General features: G+C 65.6%; 32 protein-coding genes and 4 pseudogenes. 33 read left to right on the forward strand and 3 right to left on the reverse strand.

Annotated elements, in window-relative coordinates:
- Position 1: 1 nt before the first annotated feature.
- The 22 genes and pseudogenes from tuf to rplO form a co-directional block, all read left to right on the forward strand.
- The gene (tuf, locus tag AB4Y99_RS22930) at positions 2 to 1192 is read left to right on the forward strand and encodes an elongation factor Tu (protein ID WP_441524955.1); all 1191 of its coding nucleotides are present in this window, start codon (positions 2 to 4) and stop codon (positions 1190 to 1192) included.
- Positions 1193 to 1258: 66 nt separating this feature from the next.
- On the forward strand, positions 1259 to 1567 hold the full coding sequence (gene rpsJ, locus AB4Y99_RS22935) for a 30S ribosomal protein S10 (protein WP_038365384.1): 309 nt from the start codon (positions 1259 to 1261) through the stop codon (positions 1565 to 1567).
- A 69-nt stretch (positions 1568 to 1636) separates the two neighbouring features.
- Entirely contained in the window at positions 1637 to 2365 is a 729-nt protein-coding gene (gene rplC, locus AB4Y99_RS22940; protein WP_441524956.1) for a 50S ribosomal protein L3, read from the forward strand.
- Positions 2365 to 2985: a 50S ribosomal protein L4 gene (rplD, locus tag AB4Y99_RS22945; RefSeq protein WP_441524957.1), complete on the forward strand. Its 621-nt coding sequence runs from the start codon at positions 2365 to 2367 to the stop codon at positions 2983 to 2985. Before rplC ends, rplD begins: the two co-directional genes overlap by 1 nt.
- Positions 2982 to 3293 (forward strand): 50S ribosomal protein L23, encoded by a 312-nt coding sequence (locus AB4Y99_RS22950; RefSeq protein WP_038365392.1) that lies wholly within the window; start codon positions 2982 to 2984, stop codon positions 3291 to 3293. The genes rplD and AB4Y99_RS22950 overlap by 4 nt, the downstream gene beginning before the upstream one ends.
- A gap of 10 nt (positions 3294 to 3303) precedes the next feature.
- Positions 3304 to 4146 (forward strand): 50S ribosomal protein L2, encoded by an 843-nt coding sequence (gene rplB, locus AB4Y99_RS22955; protein ID WP_112763123.1) that lies wholly within the window; start codon positions 3304 to 3306, stop codon positions 4144 to 4146.
- An 8-nt stretch (positions 4147 to 4154) separates the two neighbouring features.
- Positions 4155 to 4433, forward strand: coding sequence for a 30S ribosomal protein S19 (gene rpsS, locus AB4Y99_RS22960; RefSeq protein ID WP_038365397.1), 279 nt, complete (start codon positions 4155 to 4157; stop codon positions 4431 to 4433).
- A 3-nt stretch (positions 4434 to 4436) separates the two neighbouring features.
- Complete coding sequence (rplV, locus tag AB4Y99_RS22965) at positions 4437 to 4820, forward strand: 50S ribosomal protein L22 (protein ID WP_038365400.1); 384 nt, start codon at positions 4437 to 4439, stop codon at positions 4818 to 4820.
- A 10-nt stretch (positions 4821 to 4830) separates the two neighbouring features.
- A complete protein-coding gene (gene rpsC, locus AB4Y99_RS22970; protein WP_441524958.1) occupies positions 4831 to 5562 on the forward strand; it encodes a 30S ribosomal protein S3 in 732 nt (243 codons plus the stop codon).
- An 18-nt stretch (positions 5563 to 5580) separates the two neighbouring features.
- On the forward strand, positions 5581 to 5994 hold the full coding sequence (rplP, locus tag AB4Y99_RS22975) for a 50S ribosomal protein L16 (RefSeq protein ID WP_441524959.1): 414 nt from the start codon (positions 5581 to 5583) through the stop codon (positions 5992 to 5994).
- Positions 5995 to 6005: 11 nt separating this feature from the next.
- Entirely contained in the window at positions 6006 to 6218 is a 213-nt protein-coding gene (gene rpmC / locus AB4Y99_RS22980; protein ID WP_112763124.1) for a 50S ribosomal protein L29, read from the forward strand.
- A gap of 10 nt (positions 6219 to 6228) precedes the next feature.
- Positions 6229 to 6471, forward strand: coding sequence for a 30S ribosomal protein S17 (gene rpsQ, locus AB4Y99_RS22985; RefSeq protein WP_038365405.1), 243 nt, complete (start codon positions 6229 to 6231; stop codon positions 6469 to 6471).
- Between the two features lie 209 nt (positions 6472 to 6680).
- A complete protein-coding gene (rplN, locus tag AB4Y99_RS22990; RefSeq protein WP_038365406.1) occupies positions 6681 to 7049 on the forward strand; it encodes a 50S ribosomal protein L14 in 369 nt (122 codons plus the stop codon).
- Complete coding sequence (gene rplX, locus AB4Y99_RS22995) at positions 7049 to 7366, forward strand: 50S ribosomal protein L24 (RefSeq protein ID WP_038365407.1); 318 nt, start codon at positions 7049 to 7051, stop codon at positions 7364 to 7366. The genes rplN and rplX overlap by 1 nt, the downstream gene beginning before the upstream one ends.
- A pseudogene (gene rpl5, locus AB4Y99_RS23000) lies at positions 7359 to 7768 on the forward strand (large ribosomal subunit protein uL5). Before rplX ends, rpl5 begins: the two are co-directional and overlap by 8 nt.
- A 35-nt stretch (positions 7769 to 7803) precedes the next feature.
- Positions 7804 to 8109, forward strand: a complete 306-nt coding sequence (rpsN, locus tag AB4Y99_RS23005) for a 30S ribosomal protein S14 (RefSeq protein WP_112763125.1) — start codon at positions 7804 to 7806, stop codon at positions 8107 to 8109.
- 13 nt (positions 8110 to 8122) lie between these two features.
- Positions 8123 to 8521 carry a 30S ribosomal protein S8 gene (gene rpsH, locus AB4Y99_RS23010; RefSeq protein WP_038365412.1) on the forward strand — a complete coding sequence of 133 codons (399 nt, stop codon included), beginning with the start codon at positions 8123 to 8125 and terminating at the stop codon, positions 8519 to 8521.
- Between the two features lie 35 nt (positions 8522 to 8556).
- A complete protein-coding gene (gene rplF / locus AB4Y99_RS23015) occupies positions 8557 to 9090 on the forward strand; it encodes a 50S ribosomal protein L6 (protein WP_038365414.1) in 534 nt (177 codons plus the stop codon).
- Positions 9091 to 9101: 11 nt separating this feature from the next.
- Positions 9102 to 9464 (forward strand): 50S ribosomal protein L18, encoded by a 363-nt coding sequence (gene rplR, locus AB4Y99_RS23020; protein WP_441524960.1) that lies wholly within the window; start codon positions 9102 to 9104, stop codon positions 9462 to 9464.
- A gap of 145 nt (positions 9465 to 9609) precedes the next feature.
- Positions 9610 to 10167, forward strand: coding sequence for a 30S ribosomal protein S5 (rpsE, locus tag AB4Y99_RS23025; RefSeq protein WP_038365418.1), 558 nt, complete (start codon positions 9610 to 9612; stop codon positions 10165 to 10167).
- A 10-nt stretch (positions 10168 to 10177) separates the two neighbouring features.
- A complete protein-coding gene (gene rpmD / locus AB4Y99_RS23030; RefSeq protein ID WP_038365420.1) occupies positions 10178 to 10372 on the forward strand; it encodes a 50S ribosomal protein L30 in 195 nt (64 codons plus the stop codon).
- Between the two features lie 12 nt (positions 10373 to 10384).
- Positions 10385 to 10831 (forward strand): annotated as a pseudogene (gene rplO, locus AB4Y99_RS23035) (50S ribosomal protein L15); the annotation flags it as partial.
- A gap of 6 nt (positions 10832 to 10837) precedes the next feature.
- On the opposite strand, the pseudogene AB4Y99_RS23040 reads toward rplO, so the two are convergent.
- Positions 10838 to 10930, reverse strand: a pseudogene (locus tag AB4Y99_RS23040) (50S ribosomal protein L15); the annotation flags it as partial.
- Between AB4Y99_RS23040 and secY the strand changes: the two are divergent.
- From secY to rplQ, 6 genes are all read left to right on the forward strand, one after another.
- Entirely contained in the window at positions 10929 to 12140 is a 1212-nt protein-coding gene (gene secY, locus AB4Y99_RS23045; RefSeq protein ID WP_441524961.1) for a preprotein translocase subunit SecY, read from the forward strand. The pseudogene AB4Y99_RS23040 and the gene secY overlap by 2 nt on opposite strands.
- A complete protein-coding gene (locus AB4Y99_RS23050; protein ID WP_038365426.1) occupies positions 12141 to 12734 on the forward strand; it encodes an adenylate kinase in 594 nt (197 codons plus the stop codon).
- A gap of 249 nt (positions 12735 to 12983) precedes the next feature.
- The gene (gene rpsM, locus AB4Y99_RS23055) at positions 12984 to 13352 is read left to right on the forward strand and encodes a 30S ribosomal protein S13 (RefSeq protein WP_441524962.1); all 369 of its coding nucleotides are present in this window, start codon (positions 12984 to 12986) and stop codon (positions 13350 to 13352) included.
- 176 nt (positions 13353 to 13528) lie between these two features.
- Positions 13529 to 13918 (forward strand): 30S ribosomal protein S11, encoded by a 390-nt coding sequence (gene rpsK / locus AB4Y99_RS23060; RefSeq protein ID WP_038365430.1) that lies wholly within the window; start codon positions 13529 to 13531, stop codon positions 13916 to 13918.
- Between the two features lie 92 nt (positions 13919 to 14010).
- Entirely contained in the window at positions 14011 to 15027 is a 1017-nt protein-coding gene (locus AB4Y99_RS23065; protein ID WP_441524963.1) for a DNA-directed RNA polymerase subunit alpha, read from the forward strand.
- Positions 15028 to 15142: 115 nt separating this feature from the next.
- Positions 15143 to 15559, forward strand: a complete 417-nt coding sequence (gene rplQ, locus AB4Y99_RS23070) for a 50S ribosomal protein L17 (RefSeq protein WP_441524964.1) — start codon at positions 15143 to 15145, stop codon at positions 15557 to 15559.
- A 146-nt stretch (positions 15560 to 15705) separates the two neighbouring features.
- Here the strand turns inward: rplQ and AB4Y99_RS23075 are convergent, their stop codons facing one another.
- Positions 15706 to 16125, reverse strand: a complete 420-nt coding sequence (locus tag AB4Y99_RS23075) for a BLUF domain-containing protein (RefSeq protein WP_441524965.1) — start codon at positions 16123 to 16125, stop codon at positions 15706 to 15708.
- 151 nt (positions 16126 to 16276) lie between these two features.
- Here AB4Y99_RS23075 and AB4Y99_RS23080 point away from each other — a divergent pair, with 151 nt between their 5' ends.
- The 3 genes and pseudogenes from AB4Y99_RS23080 to AB4Y99_RS23090 all read left to right on the forward strand — a co-directional run bounded on the left by AB4Y99_RS23080 (position 16277) and on the right by AB4Y99_RS23090 (position 19180).
- A complete protein-coding gene (locus AB4Y99_RS23080) occupies positions 16277 to 17713 on the forward strand; it encodes a Do family serine endopeptidase (RefSeq protein ID WP_441524966.1) in 1437 nt (478 codons plus the stop codon).
- Positions 17710 to 18901 (forward strand): annotated as a pseudogene (locus tag AB4Y99_RS23085) (replication-associated recombination protein A). The gene AB4Y99_RS23080 and the pseudogene AB4Y99_RS23085 overlap by 4 nt, the downstream one beginning before the upstream one ends.
- A gap of 99 nt (positions 18902 to 19000) precedes the next feature.
- Positions 19001 to 19180 (forward strand): hypothetical protein, encoded by a 180-nt coding sequence (locus AB4Y99_RS23090; RefSeq protein ID WP_112763130.1) that lies wholly within the window; start codon positions 19001 to 19003, stop codon positions 19178 to 19180.
- A 178-nt stretch (positions 19181 to 19358) separates the two neighbouring features.
- Here the strand turns inward: AB4Y99_RS23090 and AB4Y99_RS23095 are convergent, their stop codons facing one another.
- Positions 19359 to 19709: a hypothetical protein gene (locus tag AB4Y99_RS23095; RefSeq protein ID WP_162737900.1), complete on the reverse strand. Its 351-nt coding sequence runs from the start codon at positions 19707 to 19709 to the stop codon at positions 19359 to 19361.
- Between the two features lie 156 nt (positions 19710 to 19865).
- Here AB4Y99_RS23095 and AB4Y99_RS23100 point away from each other — a divergent pair, with 156 nt between their 5' ends.
- Both AB4Y99_RS23100 and AB4Y99_RS23105 read left to right on the forward strand, forming a co-directional pair.
- Positions 19866 to 21452 (forward strand): ABC transporter substrate-binding protein, encoded by a 1587-nt coding sequence (locus AB4Y99_RS23100; protein ID WP_441524967.1) that lies wholly within the window; start codon positions 19866 to 19868, stop codon positions 21450 to 21452.
- Between the two features lie 129 nt (positions 21453 to 21581).
- A complete protein-coding gene (locus AB4Y99_RS23105) occupies positions 21582 to 22802 on the forward strand; it encodes an RluA family pseudouridine synthase (protein ID WP_441524968.1) in 1221 nt (406 codons plus the stop codon).
- Positions 22803 to 22979 lie beyond the last annotated feature (177 nt).

Genomic DNA, 22979 nt, shown 5'->3' on the forward strand with positions numbered 1-22979 from the left:
CATGGCCAAAGAGAAGTTTTCGCGGACGAAGCCGCACTGCAACATTGGAACGATTGGTCACGTTGACCATGGCAAGACGTCGCTGACGGCTGCGATCACGAAGGTTCTGGCTGAGTCCGGCGGTGCGTCGTTCACGGCGTATGACCAGATCGACAAGGCGCCGGAAGAGAAGGCCCGCGGCATCACGATCTCGACGGCTCACGTCGAGTACGAGACCCCGGCCCGTCACTATGCGCATGTCGACTGCCCCGGCCACGCCGACTATGTGAAGAACATGATCACGGGTGCGGCGCAGATGGACGGCGCGATCCTGGTGGTGTCGGCGGCCGACGGCCCGATGCCGCAGACCCGCGAGCACATCCTGCTGGCGCGCCAGGTCGGTGTTCCCGCGCTGGTGGTGTTCATGAACAAGGTCGACCTGGTCGACGACGCCGAGCTGCTGGAGCTCGTCGAGATGGAGATCCGCGAGCTCCTCTCGAAGTACGACTTCCCCGGCGACGACATTCCGATCACCAAGGGCTCGGCCAAGGCCGCGCTCGACAACGTCACGCCGGAAATCGGCCATGACGCGGTGATCGCGCTGATGAAGACGGTCGACGACTACATCCCGCAGCCGGAGCGTCCGATCGACCAGCCGTTCCTGATGCCGGTCGAGGACGTGTTCTCGATCTCGGGCCGTGGCACGGTGGTGACCGGCCGCGTCGAGCGCGGCATCGTCAAGGTCGGCGAGGAAATCGAGATCGTCGGCCTGAAGGACACCGTGAAGACGACGGTGACCGGCGTCGAGATGTTCCGCAAGCTGCTCGACCAGGGCCAGGCCGGCGACAACATCGGCGCGCTGCTGCGCGGCACGAAGCGTGAGGACGTCGAGCGCGGCCAGGTGCTGTGCAAGCCGGGCTCGGTGAAGCCGCACACGAAGTTCAAGGCCGAGGCCTACATCCTGACGAAGGAAGAGGGTGGCCGTCACACGCCGTTCTTCACCAACTACCGCCCGCAGTTCTACTTCCGCACGACGGACGTGACCGGCGTGGTGACGCTGCCCGAGGGCACGGAGATGGTGATGCCGGGCGACAACATCTCGATGGAGGTGACGCTGATCGCCCCGATCGCGATGGAAGAGAAGCTGCGCTTCGCCATCCGCGAAGGCGGYCGTACCGTCGGCGCCGGCGTCGTCGCCTSSATCATCGCGTAACGCGTTTTCGTGAGGGGCGARGGCCCTTCGGGCCTTYGCCTTTTCACGTCACGGAGAACAAAGACCATGAACGGTCAGAACATTCGGATCCGCCTCAAGGCGTTCGATCACCGTGTCCTCGATGCTTCGACGCGCGAGATCGTGTCGACTGCAAAGCGGACGGGCGCCCAGGTTCGCGGGCCGATCCCGCTGCCCACGCTCATCGAGAAGTTCACGGTCAACCGCTCGCCGCACATCGACAAGAAGTCGCGCGAGCAGTTCGAGATGCGGACCCACAAGCGGGTTCTCGATATCGTCGATCCGACCCCCCAGACGGTCGACGCCCTCATGAAGCTCGATCTCGCCGCCGGCGTCGACGTCGAAATCAAGCTCTGATCCGATTAAACGGGTCCTCTGTTTCCGGTATCGCCGGATGGACATGACCCCAAGGGAAGGTATGCACCGATGCGTTCCGGTGTGATTGCACAGAAAGTCGGGATGACCCGCATCTTCACCGATGCCGGGGAGCACATTCCGGTCACCGTGCTGAAGCTCGACARCTGYCAGGTYGTCGCGCATCGCACGATCGAGAAGAACGGCTATGTCGCCGTGCAGCTCGGGTCGGGCTTGGCCAAGGTCAAGAACGTCTCGAAGGCGCAGCGCGGCCACTTCGCCGTCGCCAAGGTCGAGCCGAAGCAGAAGATCGTCGAGTTCCGCGTCAGCAATGACGCGCTGATCCCGGTCGGCGCCGAGCTGACCGCCGACCACTTCGTCGTCGGCCAGTTCGTCGACGTCTCCGGCACCACCACCGGCAAGGGCTTCGCCGGCGGCATGAAGCGCTGGAACTTCGGCGGCCTGCGCGCCACGCACGGCGTCTCGGTCTCGCATCGTTCGATCGGTTCGACCGGTGGTCGCCAGGATCCGGGCAAGACCTTCAAGAACAAGAAGATGCCGGGCCATCTCGGCGCCGAGCGTGTCACCACGCAGAACCTGCGCGTCGTCCAGACGGATGCCGAGCGCGGCCTGATCCTCGTCGAGGGCGCCGTTCCCGGCGTCGCCGGCGGCTGGATCCATGTCCGTGACGCCGTCAAGCGCGCCCTGCCGAAGGATGCGCCGCTGCCGGGTAAGTTCAAGGTTTCCGGCGAGGCCAAGGCGGAAGAGGCTCCTGCGGCCCAGGCTGAGGAGAACGCGTGATGAAACTCGAYATCACCACTCTTGAGGGCAAGGCGGCCGGTTCGGTCGAGCTCTCCGACGCCGTATTCGGCCTCGAGCCGCGCGCCGATCTGCTCGCCCGCATGGTGCGCTATCAGCTCGCCAAGCGCCGCGCCGGCACGCACAAGTCCAAGGGCCGCTCGGAAGTCGATCGCACCCGCAAGAAGATCTACAAGCAGAAGGGCACCGGCGGCGCTCGCCACGGCGCGGCTTCGGCTCCGCAGTTCCGCGGCGGCGGCAAGGCYTTCGGTCCGRTCGTGCGCGACCATGSSCAYGAKCTGCCGAAGAAGGTCCGYGCSCTGGCYCTGCGCCATGCGCTCTCGGCCAAGGCGAAGGATGCCGGCATCATCGTCATCGACGATGCCACGCTCTCCGAGCCGAAGACCAAGGTGCTGCTCGGCCATTTCGGCAAGCTCGACCTGTCGAGCGCGCTGATCATCGGCGGCGCCGAAATCGATACGAACTTCGGCCTGGCCGCTCGCTCGATCCCGAATGTCGACGTGCTGCCGGTCCAGGGCATCAACGTCTATGACATCCTGCGTCGCGACAAGCTCGTCCTGACGCGCGCGGCTGTCGATGCGCTGGAGGCGCGCTTCAAATGAGCCAGTCCGGCAAGAACCTCGACCCGCGCCACTACGATGTGATCGTGGCGCCGGTCATCACCGAGAAGGCGACCATGCTCTCGGAGCACAACAAGGTCGTGTTCAAGGTCGCCAAGACCGCGACGAAGCCGCAGATCAAGGCCGCTGTCGAGAAGCTGTTCGACGTCAAGGTGAAGAGCGTCAACACGATCGTCACCGAAGGCAAGCTCAAGGTCTTCCGGGGCCGGCTCGGCCAGCGCTCGGACGTCAAGAAAGCGGTCGTGACCCTCGAAGAGGGCCACTCGATCGACGTGACCACGGGCCTGTGAGGGAAGCATCATGGCTTTGAAGAACTTCAAGCCGATCACGCCGAGCCTTCGCCAGCTCGTGATCGTCGACCGCAGCGAGCTCTACAAGGGCAAGCCGGTCAAGAAGCTGACCGAGGGCAAGTCGTCCTCGGGCGGCCGCAACAATCTCGGCCGCATCACCGTCCGCTTCCGCGGCGGTGGCCACAAGCGCACGCTGCGCCTGCTCGACTTCAAGCGTCGTGGCAAGGCCGGCATCCCGGCGACCGTGGACCGGATCGAGTACGATCCGAACCGTACGGCGTTCATCGCCCTGATCACCTATCAGGACGGCGAGCAGGCCTACATCCTGGCGCCGCAGCGCCTGGCTGTCGGCGACACGGTCATCGCGGGTGACAATGTCGACGTGAAGCCCGGCAACGCGGCCCCGATGGGCTCGCTGCCGATCGGCACGATCGTCCACAATGTCGAGCTGAAGATCGGCAAGGGCGGCGCTCTGGCGCGGTCCGCGGGCAACTACGCCCAGATCGTCGGCCGCGACCAGGGCTATGTCATCGTCCGCCTGAACTCGGGCGAGCAGCGCCTGATCTCGGGTCTGTGCTACGCCACGGTCGGCGCGGTTTCGAACCCGGATCACATGAACCGCAACGACGGCAAGGCGGGTCGCTCGCGCTGGCTCGGCCGCCGTCCGCATAACCGCGGCGTCTCGATGAACCCGGTCGACCATCCGCATGGCGGTGGTGAAGGCCGCACCTCCGGTGGCCGTCATCCGGTCACGCCGTGGGGTCTGCCGACCAAGGGTAAGAAGACCCGCTCGAACAAGCGGACCGATACGTTCATCGTGTCGAGCCGTCACGCCCGCAAGAAGAAGAACTGAGGTCCGTCATGGCGCGTTCGCTTTGGAAAGGTCCGTTTGTCGACGGATACCTCCTGAAGAAGGCCGAGGTCGCCAGGACCTCGGCTCGTAGTGAAGTCATCAAGATCTGGAGCCGTCGCTCCACGATCCTGCCGCAGTTCGTCGGTCTGACGTTCGGCGTCTACAACGGCCAGAAGCATGTGCCGGTGTCCGTGTCCGAGGAGATGGTGGGCCACAAGTTCGGCGAGTTCTCGCCGACGCGCACCTTCCACGGCCATGCCGCCGACAAGAAGGCGAAGAGGAAGTAAGCCATGGGTAAAGCATCCGCCCCCCGTGCGCTGCCCGAGAACGAAGCGCTTGCGGTCGCCCGCAACCTGCGCGTCTCGCCGCAGAAGCTGAACCTCGTCGCTCAGCTCATCCGTGGCAAGAAGGTCGCGACGGCGCTCGCCGATCTCGAGTTCTCGCGCAAGCGCATCGCGAACGACGTTCGCAAGTGCCTGCAGAGCGCGATCGCCAACGCCGAGAACAACCATGATCTCGACGTCGACGATCTCGTCGTCGCCCAGGCGTTCGTCGGCAAGGCGCTCGTCATGAAGCGCTTCCATGCCCGCGCCCGCGGCCGTGGCGCCCGTATCATGAAGCCGTTCTCGAACATCACGATCGTGGTGCGCGAGCAGGCTGCTGCGCAGGCCTGAGGAGAGAACGATGGGTCAGAAAATCAATCCGATCGGCCTTCGCCTCGGCATCAACCGTACCTGGGACTCGCGTTGGTTCGCCAACAAGGGYGAGTACGGYMAGCTGCTGCAYGAAGACATGRMSATCCGCGCCGCGCTSATGAAGCTGCTGAAGCAGGCTGCCGTCTCGAAGATCATCATCGAGCGCCCGCACAAGAAGTGCCGCGTCACCATCCACTCGGCGCGTCCGGGCGTGGTGATCGGCAAGAAGGGTGCCGACATCGAGAAGCTCCGCAAGGAGGTCTCGAAGCTCACCAAGGCCGACGTGACGATCAACATCGTCGAGGTGCGCAAGCCCGAGATCGACGCGACGCTCGTCGCCGACTCGATCGCCCAGCAGCTCGAGCGTCGTGTCGCCTTCCGTCGTGCCATGAAGCGCGCCGTGCAGTCGGCGATGCGTCTGGGCGCCGAGGGCATCCGCATCAACTGCTCGGGCCGTCTCGGCGGCGCCGAGATCGCCCGCCTCGAATGGTACCGTGAGGGCCGCGTGCCGCTGCATACGCTGCGCGCCGATGTCGATTACGGCGTCGCCACCGCCTTCACGACCTACGGGACGTGCGGCATCAAGGTCTGGATCTTCAAGGGCGAGATCCTGGAACATGACCCGATGGCCCAGGACAAGCGCCTTTCCGACGAGGGCAGCCGTTCCGGCGGCCGTGACCGCGATCACCGCGATCGCGATCGTCGCGAGCAGGCTGCGTAAGGCTGATCGAGAAGAGCCATGCTGCAACCAAAACGCACCAAGTTCCGCAAGCAGTTCAAGGGACGCATCTCCGGCGTCGCCAAGGGCGGCACGGACCTCAACTTCGGCCAGTTCGGCCTGAAGGCCCAGGAGCCCGAGCGCGTCACCGCCCGGCAGATCGAGGCGGCCCGCCGCGCGATCACCCGCGCCATGAAGCGCGTCGGCCGTGTCTGGATCCGCATCTTCCCGGACGTGCCGGTTTCCAAGAAGCCGACCGAAGTCCGCATGGGTAAGGGCAAGGGTTCGCCCGAATTCTGGGCGGCCAAGGTCAAGCCGGGCCGGATCATGTTCGAGCTCGACGGCRTGTCCGAGGAGATCGCCCGCGAGGCGCTCCGTCTCGGCGCCGCCAAGCTGCCGATCAAGACCCGCTTCATCCAGCGCATCGCCGAGTAAGGGAGGCTGACATGAAAATCACCAAGCGTCTGTCCGACCTCACGGTCATGAGCGCGGACCAGCTCCAGGATGAGCTGCTCAAGCTGAAGAAGGAGCAGTTCAACCTGCGCTTCCAGAAGGCGACCGGGCAGCTCGAGAACACCGCGCGTGTCACCGAACTGCGCAAGGACATCGCCCGCATCAAGACGCTGCAGCGGTCGAAGACCGTCGCAGCGAGCGCGTGAGGAGAGAATCATGCCTAAGCGCGTACTGCAGGGCGTCGTCGTCAGCGACAAGCAGAACAAAACTGTTGTGGTGAAGGTCGAGCGGCGCTATACGCACCCGCTCCTCAAGAAGACGGTTCGCCGCACCAAGAACTATCACGCCCACAACGAGGCGGGTTCGTTCAAGATCGGCGACACGGTGTGGATCGAGGAGTCCAAGCCGATTTCCAAGCTGAAAAGCTGGGTTGTGCTCGAAGGCGCCCCCAAGGCGTGAGTCGAGCCGGCTTCGCCCGGCCCCGAATCAGGGGCAGGGCGGGGCAGGAAAGAAGCCGGACATGTTTTTCCGCAAAGGTGGAAACCACTTTTGCGGACCGTGTTTGTTTTGAGGCCAGGGGGCGATCGACCCCCGTCAGTCGTAGTCCCCGCCAGCGCTGATGCTGGCCGGGAAACCGCGCTGATACACAGATTGGAAGGATCAAGGCCATGATCCAGGTGCAGACGAATCTCGACGTCGCCGACAATTCGGGCGCCCGTCGCGTGATGTGCATCAAGGTTCTCGGCGGGTCGAAGCGGCGCTATGCCCGCATCGGCGACATCATCGTCGTCTCGATCAAGGAAGCCATTCCGCGCGGTCGCGTGAAGAAGGGCGACGTCATGAAGGCGGTCGTCGTTCGCACCGCCAAGGACGTCAAGCGCCAGGACGGTTCGGTGATCCGCTTCGACCGCAATGCGGCCGTGCTGATCAACAACCAGAAGGAGCCCGTCGGCACGCGTATCTTCGGACCGGTTCCGCGCGAGCTGCGCGCCAAGAACCACATGAAGATCATCTCGCTGGCGCCGGAGGTGCTGTGATGGCTGCGAAGATCAAGAAGGGCGACAAGGTCGTCGTACTCGCTGGTCGTGACAAGGGCAAGACCGGCGAAGTGCTGCAGGTCATGCCGAAGGATGCTCGCGCCGTCGTGCGTGGCGTCAATCTCGTCAAGCGCCACACCAAGCAGTCGCAGACGTCCGAGGGCGGCATCATCTCGAAAGAGGCCACCATCGACCTGTCGAACATCGCTGTCGCCGATCCGAAGGACGGCAAGGCGACCCGCGTTGGTTTCAAGGTGCTCGAAGACGGCCGCAAGGTTCGTTTCGCCAAGCGTTCGGGGGATCTGATCGATGGCTGAGGCTCAGCAGGCGGCTCTCTCGCCGCGCATGAAGAAGCATTACGAGGACGTCGTCCGTCCCGCGATGATCGCCGAATTCGGCTACAAGAACGTCATGGAAGTGCCGACCATCGAGAAGGTCGTCATCAACATGTGCGCAAGACCAAGATGTTCGAGTTCGTCGACCGGCTCGTCACCATCGCCTTGCCGCGCGTGCGCGACTTCCGGGGCCTGAACCCGAAGTCGTTCGACGGGCGCGGCAATTTCGCGCTCGGGATCAAGGAGCACATCGTGTTCCCCGAGATCAACTACGACAAKGTCGACCAGGTCTGGGGCATGGACGTGATCGTCTGCACGACTGCGAAGTCGGACGACGAGGCACGCGCTCTGCTCAAGCACTTCAACTTCCCGTTCCGGCAGTGAACTGACCGTTCAAACGCGGAAACCAGGAGAGATCGATGGCTAAGAAAAGCTCCGTCGAGAACAACGAGCGTCGCAGGAAGCTGGTGAAGAAATTCGCCGGCCGCCGGGCTCGTCTTCTCGCGATCGCCAATGACGAAAGCCAGCCGATGGACGAGCGCTTCCTTGCTCGCCTGAAGCTTGCCGAACTGCCGCGCAACTCGGCGAAGAACCGCATCCGCAATCGCTGCGAGGTGACGGGCCGTCCGCGCGCCTTCTATCGCAAAGTCAAGATGTCGCGTGTCGCGCTGCGTGAACTCGGCAACAAGGGGCTGGTTCCTGGCCTCGTGAAGTCGAGCTGGTGAGGAGGACAGGACAATGACAATCATTGATCCGCTCGGCGATCTGCTGACCCGCATCCGCAATGCGCAGATGCGTCGCAAGACCCGCGTGTCCACCCCCGGCTCGAAGCTGCGGGCCCGCGTTCTGGACGTGCTCCAGACCGAAGGCTACATCCGCGGCTACTCGACGACCGAGTTCGGCAACGGCCGGACCGAGTTCGACATCGAGCTGAAATATCACGAGGGCCAGCCGGTCATCCGGTCGATCTCGCGTGTCTCGAAGCCCGGCCGCCGCGTCTATTCGTCGGTCGAGACCATGCCGCGCGTGGCCGACGGCCTCGGCGTGACGATCGTCTCGACGCCGAAGGGTGTGATGGCCGATCATGTGGCCCGCGAGCAGAACGTGGGCGGCGAAGTGCTCTGCCGGGTCTTCTGACCCGACAGGCGCCGCTCATCTTCAGGAGAGATCCAATGTCTCGTATCGGAAAGAAGCCGGTTTCGGTTCCCGCGGGCGTCACCGCCTCGGTCACCGGCCAGCTCGTCAAGGTCAAGGGCTCGAAGGGCGAGCTCTCCTTCGAGGTTCCCGAGGACGTCTCGGTTGCCATGGAGAACGGCTCGATCGCGGTTCAGCCGCGCTCGCAGTCGAAGCGCGCCCGCGCGCTCTGGGGCACCTCGCGTGCCCGCATCAACAACCTCGTGATCGGCACCACCGCCGGCTTCGAGAAGCGCCTCGAGATCAACGGCGTCGGCTACAAGGCCGCTGTCGCTGGCAAGGTGCTGAAGCTGTCGCTCGGGTACAGCCACGACATCGACTATGAAATCCCGGCCGGTGTCGCGATCACGACGCCGAAGCCGACCGAGATCGTCGTCGTCGGTATCGACAAGCAGGTCGTCGGCCAGACCGCCGCGGAAATCCGCGACTATCGCGGCCCCGAGCCCTATAAGGGCAAGGGCGTCAAGTACGCCGGCGAGTTCATCTTCCGCAAGGAAGGCAAGAAGAAGTAAGGACGCCAGCCATGAGCAAGCAGAACGATGTGACTGCGCGCCGCAAGGCCCGCGTCCGCCGCGCGATCAAGGCGGTCGCCAATGGCCGCCCGCGCCTCTCGGTGCACCGCACCGGCAAGCAGATCTACGCCCAGGTCATCGACGACGTGAAGGGGGTCACCCTCGCTTCCGCCTCGTCGATGGACAAGGACGTGCGTGCCCAGATCAAGTCSGGCGCSAATGTCGAGGCGGCCGGCCAAATCGGCAAGYTSGTYGCCGAGCGTGCGGTCAAGGCCGGCGTGAMGGACGTGGTCTTCGACCGTGGTCCCTATATGTACCATGGCCGTGTCAAGGCCCTGGCCGAGGCGGCCCGCGAGGGCGGCCTCAGCTTCTGAGGATACCGGGTTTCGCCGGGACGGCGCTCGCGCGTCGTCCCGGCGGCMCTCGTTTTCAGGCTTCCCCGCGGCAATGGGGCTCGCGGGGATTTGCTCGAGCGAGCGGCGAGGCTTCGAGCTTCGACCGCGCAAGTAAGAGGTAGAGATGGCTAGAGAGCCGCGTGAGCGTCGGGATAGCGAAGATTCCGAATTCGTGGATAAGCTCGTCCACATCAACCGCGTCGCCAAGGTGGTGAAGGGTGGTCGTCGCTTCGGCTTCGCCGCACTCGTCGTCGTCGGCGACCAGAAGGGCCGCGTCGGCTTCGGCCACGGCAAGGCCCGTGAAGTTCCCGAGGCGATCCGCAAGGCGACGGAAGCCGCCAAGCGCGGTCTCGTCCGCATCCCGCTGCGTGAGGGCCGTACCCTCCATCACGACGTGCAGGGCCGCCACGGCGCCGGCAAGGTCGTGTTGCGCGCGGCTCCGGCCGGTACCGGCATCATCGCCGGCGGCCCGATGCGCGCCGTCTTCGAGGCGGTCGGCATGCAGGACGTCGTGTCGAAGTCGCTCGGCTCCTCCAACCCGTACAACCTCGTGCGCGCCACGTTCGACGCGCTGAAGAACGAGGACAGCCCGCGCTCGGTCGCGGCTCGTCGCTCGCTCAAGGTTTCGGCCCTGCAGACCCGTCGCCGCGATGCCGGCACGGATGCGGCCGCGGAAGCGTGAGGAGGGTTCGATGGCAAAGGCTGAGAAGACTCTCATCGTCGAGCAGATCGGTTCCCCGATCCGCCGCGACGCCACCCAGCGCCAGACCCTGATCGGTCTCGGCCTGAACAAGATCCGCCGCCGCTCGACCCTCCAGGACACCCCCGCGGTGCGTGGCATGGTCGAGAAGGTCAAGCACCTCGTGCGCGTCGTCGACGCGAATTGAGGAGGGCGACACATGAAACTCAACGAGATTCGTGACAACGAAGGCGCGGCCAAGTCGCGCATCCGCGTCGGCCGCGGCATCGGCTCCGGCAAGGGCAAGACCGGCGGGCGTGGCGTCAAGGGCCAGAAGGCTCGCGCCGGCGTGGCGGTCAAGGGCTTCGAAGGCGGCCAGATGCCGCTGTATCGTCGCCTGCCGAAGCGCGGCTTCACCAACCTCTTCGCCAAGGATCTGAACGAGGTGAACCTCGGTCGCATCCAGCAGGCTGTCGAGGCGGGCAAGCTCGACGCCAAGGGCGCGGTGACCATCGAGGCGCTCGTCGCCGCGGGCGTCATCACCCGCCAGGCCAAGGACGGCGTCAAGATCCTGGGCGTCGGCGAGCTCAAGACCAAGCTCGCTTTCGAGGTTGCCGGCGCGTCCAAGTCGGCCGTCGCCGCGATCGAGAAGGCCGGCGGTTCGATCAAGATTCTGGCCGCCTTCGAAGCCCTTGACCGCCACGCCGGCGCGAGCCTTCTGGCCCTTGACGCCACGCCCGCCGGTCTTGCCCTTGCCGGAGCCGATGCTGCCCGGCATGAACCCGGATGCGGTGGCCGACCTCTTCCGGCAGCAGACCCAGTCCGGCGTGCTCGGGCTGTTCAACATGTTTTCGGGCGGCGCCGTCGGCCGGCTCGCGATCTTCGCGCTGGCGATCATGCCGTACATTTCGGCCTCGATCATCGTCCAGCTGCTCTCCAGCGTCATCCCGACCTTCGAGGCGCTGAAGAAGGAAGGCGAGCAGGGCCGCAAGATCCTCAACCAGTACACGCGCTATCTCACGCTGGTGCTGGCCGTGTTCCAGGCCTATGCGATCGGCGTGGGTCTTCAAGGTTCGGGTAACCTTGTGCTCGAACCGGGACCGTTCTTCCTGCTCTCGACCACGATCACCCTGGTCGGCGGTACGATGTTCCTGCTCTGGCTCGGCGAGCAGATTACCAGCCGCGGCATCGGCAACGGCACGTCGATGATCATCTTCTCGGGCATCATCGCCGAATTCCCGGCGCAGCTCGCCCAGACCCTCGAACTCGGCCGCCAGGGCGCGATCTCGACCGGGCTGCTGCTCGGCATCCTGGTGATGGCGATCTGCGTCATCGCCTTCTGCGTCTTCATGGAGCGCGCCCAGCGGCGCCTGCTGATCAATTATCCGAAGCGCCAGGTCGGCAACCGCATGTATGAGGGCCAGACCTCGTTCCTGCCGCTGAAGCTCAACACCTCGGGCGTCATCCCGCCGATCTTCGCCTCGTCGCTGCTGCTGCTGCCGACGACGATCGCCAGCTTCTCGCAGGCGCAGGGCGGCACCGGCTTCGTCTCGACGATCTCGACCTATCTCGCCCATGGCCGGCCGCTGTTCATGGTGCTCTATGTCGCGCTGATCATCTTCTTCTGCTTTTTCTACACCGCGATCGTGTTCAATCCGGTCGAGACGGCGGACAATCTCAAGAAGCATGGCGGCTTCATGCCGGGCATTCGGCCGGGCGAGCGCACCGCCGAGCATATCGACCGCGTGCTGACGCGCATCACGGTTCTGGGTGCGGGTTATCTGACCATTGTCTGYCTTATCCCCGAGTTCATGATCACCTATGCTCAGATCCCGATCATCCTTTTGGGCGGCACCTCGCTGCTCATCGTGGTGACGACGACGATGGATACCGTGGCGCAGATTCACGGACATCTGCTGGCCCATCAGTATGAGGGGCTGGTCAAGAAGGCCAAGTTGCGAGGAGCGAGGCGCTAAATGCGGTTGATTTTCCTGGGGCCGCCGGGGGCGGGCAAGGGCACTCAGGCGGCGCGCATCGTCGCGAAGCATGGCATTCCGCAACTCTCGACCGGCGACATGCTGCGCGCCGCGGTGGCTGCGGGAACGCCTGTCGGCCAGAAGGCCAAGGCGGTGATGGATGCCGGCGGCCTCGTTTCGGACGAGATCGTGATCGGTATCGTCGCAGACCGCATCGAGGAGCCGGATGCGAAGACGGGCTTCATCCTCGACGGCTTTCCGCGCACGCTGGCGCAGGCCGAGGCGCTCGACGAGATGCTCGCGGGCAAGGGGCTGAAGCTCGACGCCGTGCTCGAGCTCAAGGTCGACCAGACGAAGCTGGTCGATCGGATCGTCCGCCGCGCCGAGGAGGCGAGGGCGGCCGGGCAGCCGGTGCGCAAGGATGACGACCCGGAGGTCTTCAAGACCCGGCTCGAAGCCTATAACCGCGATACCGCCGTGGTCGCTCCCTATTACGAGAAGCGCGGCCAGCTCACGCCGATCGACGGCATGCAAGCCATCGACGATGTTTCGGCGGCGATCGAGAGCGCGCTCTCGGAGACGGTGCGGAGCTGAAGGCCTGGCGCGATCACCGGCGCTTGGCATGAATCTTGGGTGGCGCAGGTTGACTCTTGCGCCATGAGTCGCTAACGACCCGCCATCCGGTTTCATGAGAGYGATGCCGTTACCTTCGCGAGAAGGGGCGACGTCGCATTCTCGCGTGGAACCGTTCAACGTCCTGCATGGGCCGGCCTCCACCGGACGCGGGGCTTCTTTCACAGGCCGCGGGGCCATCGGGTTCCCGGCAGACATGGAGAAGAGACCATGGCTCGTATCGCGGGCGTTAACATTCCCACCGGCAAGCGCGTCGTCATCGGCTTGCAGTACATCCACGGCATCGGCGCCGCCAAGGCCAAGGAAATCTGCGCGAAGGTCGGCATCGCCGACGAGCGTCGCGTCAACCAGCTGACCGACGCCGARGTGCTTCAGATCCGYGAGRCGATCGAYCGCGACTAYCTSGTCGAGGGCGATCTGCGYCGYGAAGTCTCGATGAACATCAAGCGCCTGATGGAYCTCGGCTGCTAYCGCGGCCTGCGCCATCGTCGCTCGCTGCCGGTCCGYGGCCAGCGCACGCATACCAACGCSCGCACCCGCAAGGGCAAGGCGAAGCCGATCGCCGGCAAGAAGAAGTGATGTTCGGCTGAGCCGAACGTCGTCCTCGGGCTTGCCCCGAGGATCGTGTGACGAGGGCGCCTTTGGCGCCTTCTCCTGCCAGAGATGCCCGGATCAAATCCGGGCATGACGGCGGGAAGACCTCTCCCCAGCGCCTGGAATGACGGGCGCGCCTGAAGGATGAAAGAAAGAGAACCATGGCCAAGGAAGCCACCCGCGTCCGTCGTCGCGAACGCAAGAACATCGTCTCCGGCGTCGCGCATGTGAACGCCTCGTTCAACAACACCATGATCACCATCACCGACGCGCAGGGCAACACGATCTCGTGGTCGTCGGCCGGCACRATGGGCTTCAAGGGTTCGCGGAAGTCGACCCCCTATGCTGCGCAGGTCGCGGCCGAGGACGCCGCCCGCAAGGCTGCCGAGCATGGCATGCGCACCCTCGAGGTCGAGGTGACCGGCCCGGGTTCGGGCCGTGAGTCGGCGCTGCGCGCGCTGCAGGCCGCGGGCTTCACCGTGACCTCGATCCGCGACGTGACTCCGATCCCGCACAATGGCTGCCGGCCGCGCAAGCGCCGTCGCGTCTGACGCGAAGTCCATTGCAAGAGGCGCCCGCAGGGGCGGGCGCCTGTCCGGGGCGGCGGTGGCCGCCAGATGAATTCAGCACCAGGAGTGCGGTCGTGATCAGCAAGAACTGGCAGGATYTKTCCAAGCCGAACAAGCTCGAARTGAAGGTCGGAGACGACCCSAAGCGYCAGGCYACCGTGATCGCGCGTCCGCTCGAGCGCGGCTTCGGCATGACGCTCGGCAATGCGCTCCGTCGCGTGCTGCTGTCGTCGCTCCAGGGCGCGGCGGTGACCGCCGTCCAGATCGACGGCGTTCTGCACGAGTTCTCTTCAATTCCGGGCGTCCGCGAGGACGTCACCGACATCGTCCTGAACATCAAGGCCATCGCCATCAAGATGCAGGGCGAGGGTCCCAAGCGCATGACCCTGCGCAAGTCGGGCCCGGGCACCGTCACCGCCGGTGACATCAACACCATCGGCGACGTCTCGATCCTCAACCCCGAGCTCGTTCTCTGCACCCTCGACGAGGGCGCCGAGATCCGCATGGAGTTCACGGTCAACACCGGCAAGGGCTATGTCCCGGCCGAGCAGAACCGCCCCGAGGACGCGCCGATCGGCCTGATCCCGGTCGACAGCCTGTACTCGCCGGTCAAGAAGGTTTCCTACCGCGTCGAGAACACCCGCGAGGGCCAGAACCTCGACAAGGATTCGCTGACGCTGGCGATCGAGACCAACGGCTCGGTCAGCCCCGAGGACGCGCTGGCGCTCGCCGCCCGCATCCTGCAGGACCAGCTCGCCGTCTTCATCACCTTCGAGGAGCCGCGCAAGGAAGAGGCCGTCTCGACCGCGCCGCAGCTGCCCTTCAACCCGGCGCTGCTCAAGAAGGTCGACGAGCTCGAGCTTTCGGTGCGTTCGGCCAACTGCCTCAAGAACGACAACATCGTCTATATCGGCGACCTCATCCAGAAGTCGGAGGGCGAGATGCTKCGYACCCCGAACTTCGGYCGCAAGTCGCTGAACGAGATCAAGGAAGTGCTGGCGACCATGGGCCTGCACCTGGGCATGGACGTCCAGGGCTGGCCGCCGGAGAACATCGAAGAGCTSGCSAAGCGCTTCGAAGAGCAYTACTGAGTTTCAACCGGCGCGGGAGGCATCCCGCGCCAACCCCGCCCGGCTATTCCCGGCCGGAGCATAAYGAACGGCCGTACCGTGGCACGGCGGCCGTAAGCAACGAAGGAGCCAAACAATGCGTCACGGWTTYCGCGGTCGYCGTTTCAACCGCWCGGCCGAGCATCGCMAGGCGATGTTCGCCAAYATGKCCCAGGCCCTGATCAAGCACGAGCAGATCACCACCACCCTGCCGAAGGCGAAGGATCTGCGTCCGGTCGTCGAGAAGCTGATCACGCTCGGCAAGCGCGGCGACCTGCATGCTCGTCGTCAGGCGATCGCCCAGATCAAGGACATCGCGCTGGTCGGCAAGCTCTTCGCGGTGCTCGGCCCGCGCTACAAGGAGCGCAATGGCGGCTATCTGCGCATCATGAAGGCGGGCTTCCGCTTCGGCGACAACGCCCCGCTCGCGATCATCGAGTTCGTCGACCGCGACGTCGAGGCCAAGGGCAAGGACTCCGGTCCGGTGTTCACGGCCGAAGACGAAGCGGCCTGATCAGCCGAATCATCGATTTGAAAGGGGCGGTCTTCGGGCCGCCCTTTTTTATTCGCCGGACTTCGTTCTGATGCGCGAGCCGTGGGAGCTTGCTGCGGTCTCTGAGACAGAGAGGCTTGGAAAGCCGGCCGCCGGGGAGCTGGCTCTCAGCCCGGCCGCCGCGCCAGCTCCCCGGCGAGGTCGAGCAGCGCGTCGACAGGCTGGGTCGGCAGATCGGTTTCCGGCGTCACGCCATAGAGCCCGAAGATGAACTGCGTGGTCTCGTCATGCTCGGCCACGCCCATCGTCCAGCCGGCGAAAAGACGTTCCGCGACGGGCGCTCGAGAGAGAACCTGCAGGCCAGTATGGCGCGGGTCCGCTTCGATCCGGGCATAGGTTTCACTGAGGCGAGCAGCCTCGCCTTCCAGCACCTGCGCGAAGGCGCCGCGCGTGGCGAGCAGGAAGCCGGTGATGTCGTTTGCTTCGTTGAAGCGGCGAGCGCTCGACAGAATTCCGCCCAGTTCCTCGCGTCGGTTTGAATCGTCGAGCAGGCTGTGGCTGGCATAAACAAGCCGGATCAGGCTCATGAGTTTTCCCTGGTGGCTTGCGAAGCCGCATGAGTTGCACGACATGTCGGTGAGGAACTGCGAGCGTCGAGACGGGTATAATGAAGGATGCCCGGCTGGCCGCTGCAACTCCGATTTTGGCAGGCGGCTTTTGTTTTACGACGAGGACAGCATGATCGAACGCTTCTCAGGACATCGCAGGAGGCTGGCCGCCGCCGCGTTCGCATGTGCGCTGGGTGCCGCCGTCTCGCCCTGGCCGGCGCTCGGCCAGGCGCGGCAGGTGCCCGAGGCGCGCGAGCAGATCACGCTCTCCTTCGCGCCGCTGGTGAAGCGAACCGCCGCCTCCGTGGTCAACGTCTATGGCGCCCGCGTCGAGAAGCGGCCGCAGAACCCKTTCATGGACGATCCGTTCTTYCGCCGCTTCTTYGGCGATKRCGGSTTCGGYGTSCCGCGCGAGCAGGTGCAGCGCTCGCTCGGCTCCGGCGTCATTGTCGATGCGCAGGCCGGGCTCGTGGTGACSAAYAACCACGTCATCGAGAACATGAGCGAGGTCAAGGTCGCCTTCGCCGACAAGCGCGAGGTCGAGGCCAAGATCCTGCTGCGCGACGCGCGCACCGACCTCGCCGTGCTCAAGGTCGCGGATRCCAGGAACCTCGCCGCGATCGAGCTGGCCGATACGGACGAGCTCCAGGTCGGCGACATCGTGCTCGCCATGGGCAATCCCTTCGGCGTCGGCCAGACCGTGACGCAAGGCATCGTCTCGGCGCTCGCGCGCACGCAGATCGGCGTCGGCGATGCCCAGTCCTTCATCCAGACCGATGCGGCGATCAATCCGGGCAATTCCGGCGGCGCGCTGATCGACATGAAGGGCCGGGTGGTCGGCATCAACACGGCGATCTATTCGCGCTCGGGCGGCAGTGTCGGCATCGGCTTCGCCATTCCTTCCGCGATGGTCCGCCTCGTCGTCGATAGCGCCAAGGCCGGTGCCACCACGGTCAAGCGCCCGTGGTTCGGCGCGCGCCTGCAGGCGCTGACGACCGATGTCGCCGACGGCCTCGGCCTCGACCGGCCGGCGGGCTCCGTCGTGGCCAGCGTGGTGGAGAAGGGGCCGGCGGAGCTGGCGGGCCTGCGCCGCTCCGACGTCATTCTCTCCGTCGACGGGGCCGCGGTCGACGATCCCGAGGCGTTCGGCTACCGCTTCGCGACACGGCCGATCGGCGGCACGACCATGCTGACCGTGCTGCGCGGCGGCAACCGCATCTCGATTCCGGTCAAGCTTGTGGCGGCGCCGGAAAGCCGCCCGCGCGACGCGGTCAAGCTCACCAGCCGCTCGCCGCTGGCGGGGCTGACGGTGATGAATCTTTCGCCGGCCGTCGCAGAGGAGCTCTCGATGGAAACCGCGAATGAGGGCGTCGTCGTCGGCGAGGTCGAGGAGGGCAGCGCGGGCGCCAATATCGGCTTCCAGAAGGGCGACATCATCATGGCGCTCAACGGCGAGCGGATGGCGACCTCGCGCGACGTCGAGACCATCCTCAAGGATCGCCGGCGCGCCTGGGAGGTGACGATCTCGCGCAAGGGCCAGACGATCACCTCGGTCTTCCCCGGGTGAGCGACCTGTTCTCGGCCTCCGGCCTCGACAAGGCGGGGCCGCGCCCGCTCGCCGACCGCCTGCGGCCGACCACGCTCGCCGAGGTGGCCGGGCAGGAGCATCTCACCGGCCCTGACCTTCGAGCAGATCAGCGCGATCTTCTCAGGTGTCGCCGACCTGAAGAGGGTGTTCGAGGCGGCACGCGGCCGACGGCTCGGCGGCAAGGGCACGCTGCTCTTCGTCGACGAGATTCATCGCTTCAACCGCGCCCAGCTCGACGCCTTCCTGCCGGTGATGGAGGACGGAACGATCACGCTGATCGGCGCGACGACCGAGAACCCGTCCTTCGCGCTCAATGCGGCCTTGCTCTCGCGGGCGCGCGTCCTGACCTTCAGGGCGCTCGACGAGGGTTCGCTGCTCTTCCTGCTCGGCCGCGCCGAGGTGCTGGAGAACCGGGAGCTGCCGCTGACGCCGGAGGCGCGGCTGGCACTGGCCCGTTTCGCCGATGGCGATGGGCGCGCCGTGCTGACCCTGGCGGAGGAGATCTGGCGGGCGGCGAAGCCCGGCGAAATCCTCGACGAGCATGGGCTGTCGGAGGTGATCCAGCGCCGCGCGCCGATCTATGACAAGGCGCAGGACGGCCACTACAACCTGATCTCGGCCCTGCACAAGACGATCCGCGGCTCCGATCCCGACGCGGCGCTGTATTATTTCGCCCGTATGCTCGATGCCGGTGAGGATCCGCGCTTCCTGGCGCGTCGTCTGGTCCGGATGGCGGTGGAGGATATCGGGCTTGCCGATCCGCAGGCGCTCCTCCATGCGCGGGCGGCTGCCGAAACCTACGAGCAGCTCGGCACGCCGGAAGGCGAGCTCGCGCTGGCCAATTGCGTGATCTATCTCGCCACGGCGCCGAAATCGAACGCCGCCTACACCGCCTACAAGGCGGCGGTGCGGGTGGCGAAGGAGCGGGGATCGCTGATGCCGCCGAAAACCATCCTCAACGCGCCGACCCGGCTGATGCGCGAGGAGGGCTACGGCGCCGACTACGCCTATGACCACGACCAGCCGGACGCCTTCTCGGGACAGAACTACTGGCCCGACGCGCTCGGCCGCCAGCATTTCTACGACCCGCCGGAGCGCGGCTTCGAGCGCGAAATCCGCAAGCGGCTGGAATACTGGGAGAAGCGGCGTCAGGAGCGGGGCAGTTAGAGCGAGGCATCGAGGCGGCGGTCGCTTGTCTTTCACGGCCACCTGATCCAGATGAGGTCATCCGCCGCTTCTGCGGATGGCATCCGACGGATCTCGACGATGGTTCTGCTGGCACGCCTGCTGCTTTTCGTTCCCTCGGTGATCGCGGGCTGGTTCGTCTCGCGGGAGGACGTCTCCTACTGGATCATCGCCTTCGCGATCGCGCTGGTCTTCATCGTCCTGACCATTGCCTTCGAGCTCTATGTCCTGCCGCTGCTGCGGGCACGTCTGAAGCGCTGAGGGCGCAAGGGCCCGTTTGGATACGCCCCAAGCCCTCATCCTGAGGAGCCATTCCGGAGGGAAGGGCGTCTCGGAGGATGATCCAGCAGGCTCCGGAGACATCTGAAGCATCCTTCGAGACGCGCCTGCGGCGCTCCTCAGGATGAGGGCTCACATCTCCAAACAGGCTCCAGAGAAATCAGCTCCGGCAATAGAACGGCAGGAACGTGCCGGACATGCCCCGATTCATCGCCATCAGCGTCAGCGTGTTGGCGAGAGCCACTTCCTCCTTGCTGCGCGCGCAGACCTCGGCGCGGGCCTGGCAGTTTGCAGCGAGGAAAGCATCGTGGCTGGCCAGGAAATCCGGGCTCAGCCCGGACTTGCCTTGTCGATTCAAGGCCTGCTCGTAAGCCGTTCTGTAGCGGTTGCATTTTTCGGTCGGCCAGTCCGGCGCCCGGCCTTGCTGGGCCTCTGTGGCAGAGCCGGCCATGGTGACGGCCGATGCGAAGGCGAAGCCGAGCCACGTCCGCAAAACCCCGTTCATTGCCATATCCGTCTTCCCTTTATCCGTCGGCCGACCTGCTTCGCCAAGGCGCGGAACAGAGCGGGCGATTGCGGCGGAATTTGTTTAGGCGCCGATCGTCTCTGGCGCATCTCTTGCTGGCGATCTGCGGTGACGCCACGATCATCGCGAGGGGAGAACGAGATGGACAGACGCCGGTTTCTCAAGGGTTCGGCTGCCGCGACGGCCTTGCTGTCGATGCCGCGACTGGCGTGCGCCCAAGGCGCGAAGACGCTGCGCTTCGTGCCCTATTCGGATGTCGCGATCATCGACCCGATCTGGACGACGGGCTATTCGACCCGCACCCATGCGCTGCTGGTCTGGGACACGCTCTATGGCCTCGACGAGACGCTGCAACCGCAGCCGCAGATGGTCGAGGGGCATGTCGTCGCGGAAGACGGCAAACGCTGGACGCTGACGCTGAGGCCCGGCCTCGTCTTCCATGACGGCAGCAAGGTCCTGGCGCGCGACGCGGTCGCGTCGATCAAGCGCTGGGGCGCACGCGACGCCTTTGGCCAGTCGCTGATGGCGGCGACCGACGAGATCTCGGCGCCCGACGACCGCACCATCGTGTTTCGGCTGAACAGGCCATTCCCGAATCTGCCTGCGGCATTGGCGCGGCCGAGTGCTCTCGTCGCCGCGATCATGCCCGAATATCTGGCGCAAACCGATCCGTTCAAGCAGATCCCCGAGGCGATCGGCTCCGGGCCGTTCCGCTATGTGAAGGAAGAGCGCGTGCCCGGCGCCCGGCACGTCTATGCGCGCCACGAGGGCTATGTGCCCCGTGCGGACGGCAAGCCGAGCTTCACCGCCGGGCCGCGCATCGCCTATCTCGACCGCGTCGAGTTCGTCGTCATGCCCGACCCGGCGACGGCGATCAGCGCCCTGCAGGCCGGCGAGATCGACTGGGTCGAGCAGCCCTTGATCGATATGCTGCCGATCCTGCGCAAGGACCCGAACATCGTCGTCGAGGTCAAGGACCCGACGGGCATGGCCGGGCAGATCCGGCTCAACCATCTCCAGCCGCCTTTCAACAACCCTGCGATCCGGCGGGTGATCCTGAAGGCGCTGGATCAGGAAGCCTGCATGGATGCCGTCTGTGGCGGCGACCCCGCGGTGAAGCGCGCGACGATGGGCTTCTTTCCCTCGGGCTCGCCGATGGCGTCCGACGCCGGCATCGGCGCGCTGGGCGCGGCGAAGGACCATGCGGCGCTGAAGCGCGAGCTTTCCGAGGCGGGCTACAAGGGCGAGCGCATCGTCTTCCTGTCCGGGCAGGACGTGCCGCGCATCTCGCAGGTGGCGGAAGTCGCCGCCGACATGCTGCGGCGGATCGGCGCCAATGTCGATTTCGTCGCGGCCGATTGGGGCACCGTCCTGCAGCGCATCACCAAGCGCGATCCCGTCGAGGCGGGCGGCTGGAGTTGCTACGTCACTTATTGGTCAGGGCTCGATCTCGGCTCACCCGCGACCAACTCGCCGCTGCGCGGCAACGGCGTCAAGGCAGGCCCCGGCTGGCCCACCAGCCCCGAGATCGAAGCCTTGCGCGCGCAATGGCTCGAGACGCCCGATCTCGCCGGGCAGAAGGCGATCGCGGAGAAAATTCAGCTCCAGGCGATGCAGGATGTGCCTTACGTTCCGGCCGGGCAATATTTCCAGCCGGTTGCCTATCGAAAGGGCATTACGGGCATGCTGAACGGCGTGCCGGTTTTCACCAATATCAGGAAGGGGTGAGCCGCCGGGGCCGCCGAGCCCCTGTCCGCTCCGGAATTTGTTTGTGCCGGCTCGTGGCCCTGGCTATTGCTCACCCATGCAACAGCACATTCTTCAAAGCCGCGGCCGGTGCCGCTCCGGAGGCCGTTCATGAAATCCGGTGGCAAGGGAGCCGGCGGCGGCAGGGGCGGCAGGCCCGGCGCTGGTTCCGCGAAAGGCAAGCGCCCCAGTCATGACGCGCGTCGCCGCGCCGCTGCCCGACCGAAGGCGGTGGGCGGCGAGCCCATGGCGCGGGCATCGCGCCCGGCTGCGAAACCCGAGGCGCCGAAGCGCACGCGCGCCGAGGTGAAGGCCGAGACGGCCCAGGTTCTCTCCACCGGCGTCCAGCAACTCGTGGTGACGCCGGACGAGAACGAGATGCGGATCGACCGCTTCCTCGAGACGCGCTTCCCGCAACTCTCCTTCAGCCATATTCAGCGCATCGTCCGCAAGGGCGAGCTGCGCGTCGACGGCAAGCGCGCCGACAGCAAGGACCGGCTCAGCGAAGGCCAGACCGTGCGGATTCCGCCGCTCAAGCTGGAGCAGCAGGCGGAGCGCCCGCGCTCGGCCAAGGCCGATGCCGACACGATCGGCTTTCTGCATTCGATCACGCTCTATGAGGACGACGACGTCATGGTCCTCAACAAGCCGGCGGGGCTCGCCGTGCAGGGCGGCTCGGGCACGACGCGGCATGTCGACGGCATGCTCGCCGCCCTGACCGACAAGGACGGCCAGAAGCCACGCCTCGTCCATCGGCTCGACAAGGACACGGCCGGCTGCCTCGTCATCGCCAAGTCGCGCTTCGCCGCCGCGACGCTCGCCAAGACCTTCCGGTCACGCTCGGCCCGCAAGGTCTACTGGGCGCTGGTGGCGGGTGTGCCGCGCGTCAAGCAGGGCCGCATCTCGACCTATCTGGCCCGGGAGGAGGCCTATGACGGCGACCAGCGCATGGCTGTCGCCAAGCATGGCGAGGACGGCGCGATGCATGCCGTGACCTATTACGCCATCGTCGAGACGGCGGCGCAGAAGCTCGGCTGGCTGTCGCTGAAGCCTGTGACCGGCCGCACCCACCAGCTGCGCGCCCATGCGGCCCATATCGGCCATCCCATCGTCGGCGACCCGAAATATTTCAACATCCAGAACTGGGAGCTGCCCGGCGGCATCCAGAACAAGCTGCATCTGCTGGCGCGGCGGATCGTGCTGCCGCATCCGCGCGGCAAGGGCACGATCGACGTCAGCGCGCCGCTGCCGCCGCATATGCGCCAGAGCTGGAACCTGCTCGGCTTCGACGACGCGCCCTACGATCCGATCGTCGAGGCGCCGGACGAATAGGGCACTCTTTCCGTGACGAGACGGAAGAGAACAGTTGCGGAACAAAGCAGCTTCTGTTCTAACTATGTTCTCGTCATCGGAGGGGCTGACCATGCGTTCGGTTTTGATCGTTTCCGCATTCCTTCTCGGCTTTGCCGCAACGGCCCAGGCACAAAGTTCCGCGCCCGCCATCAAGCC

It is taken from the genome of Allobosea sp. TAB14, assembly GCF_052113865.1.
Classification (GTDB): domain Bacteria; phylum Pseudomonadota; class Alphaproteobacteria; order Rhizobiales; family Beijerinckiaceae; genus Allobosea; species Allobosea spartocytisi.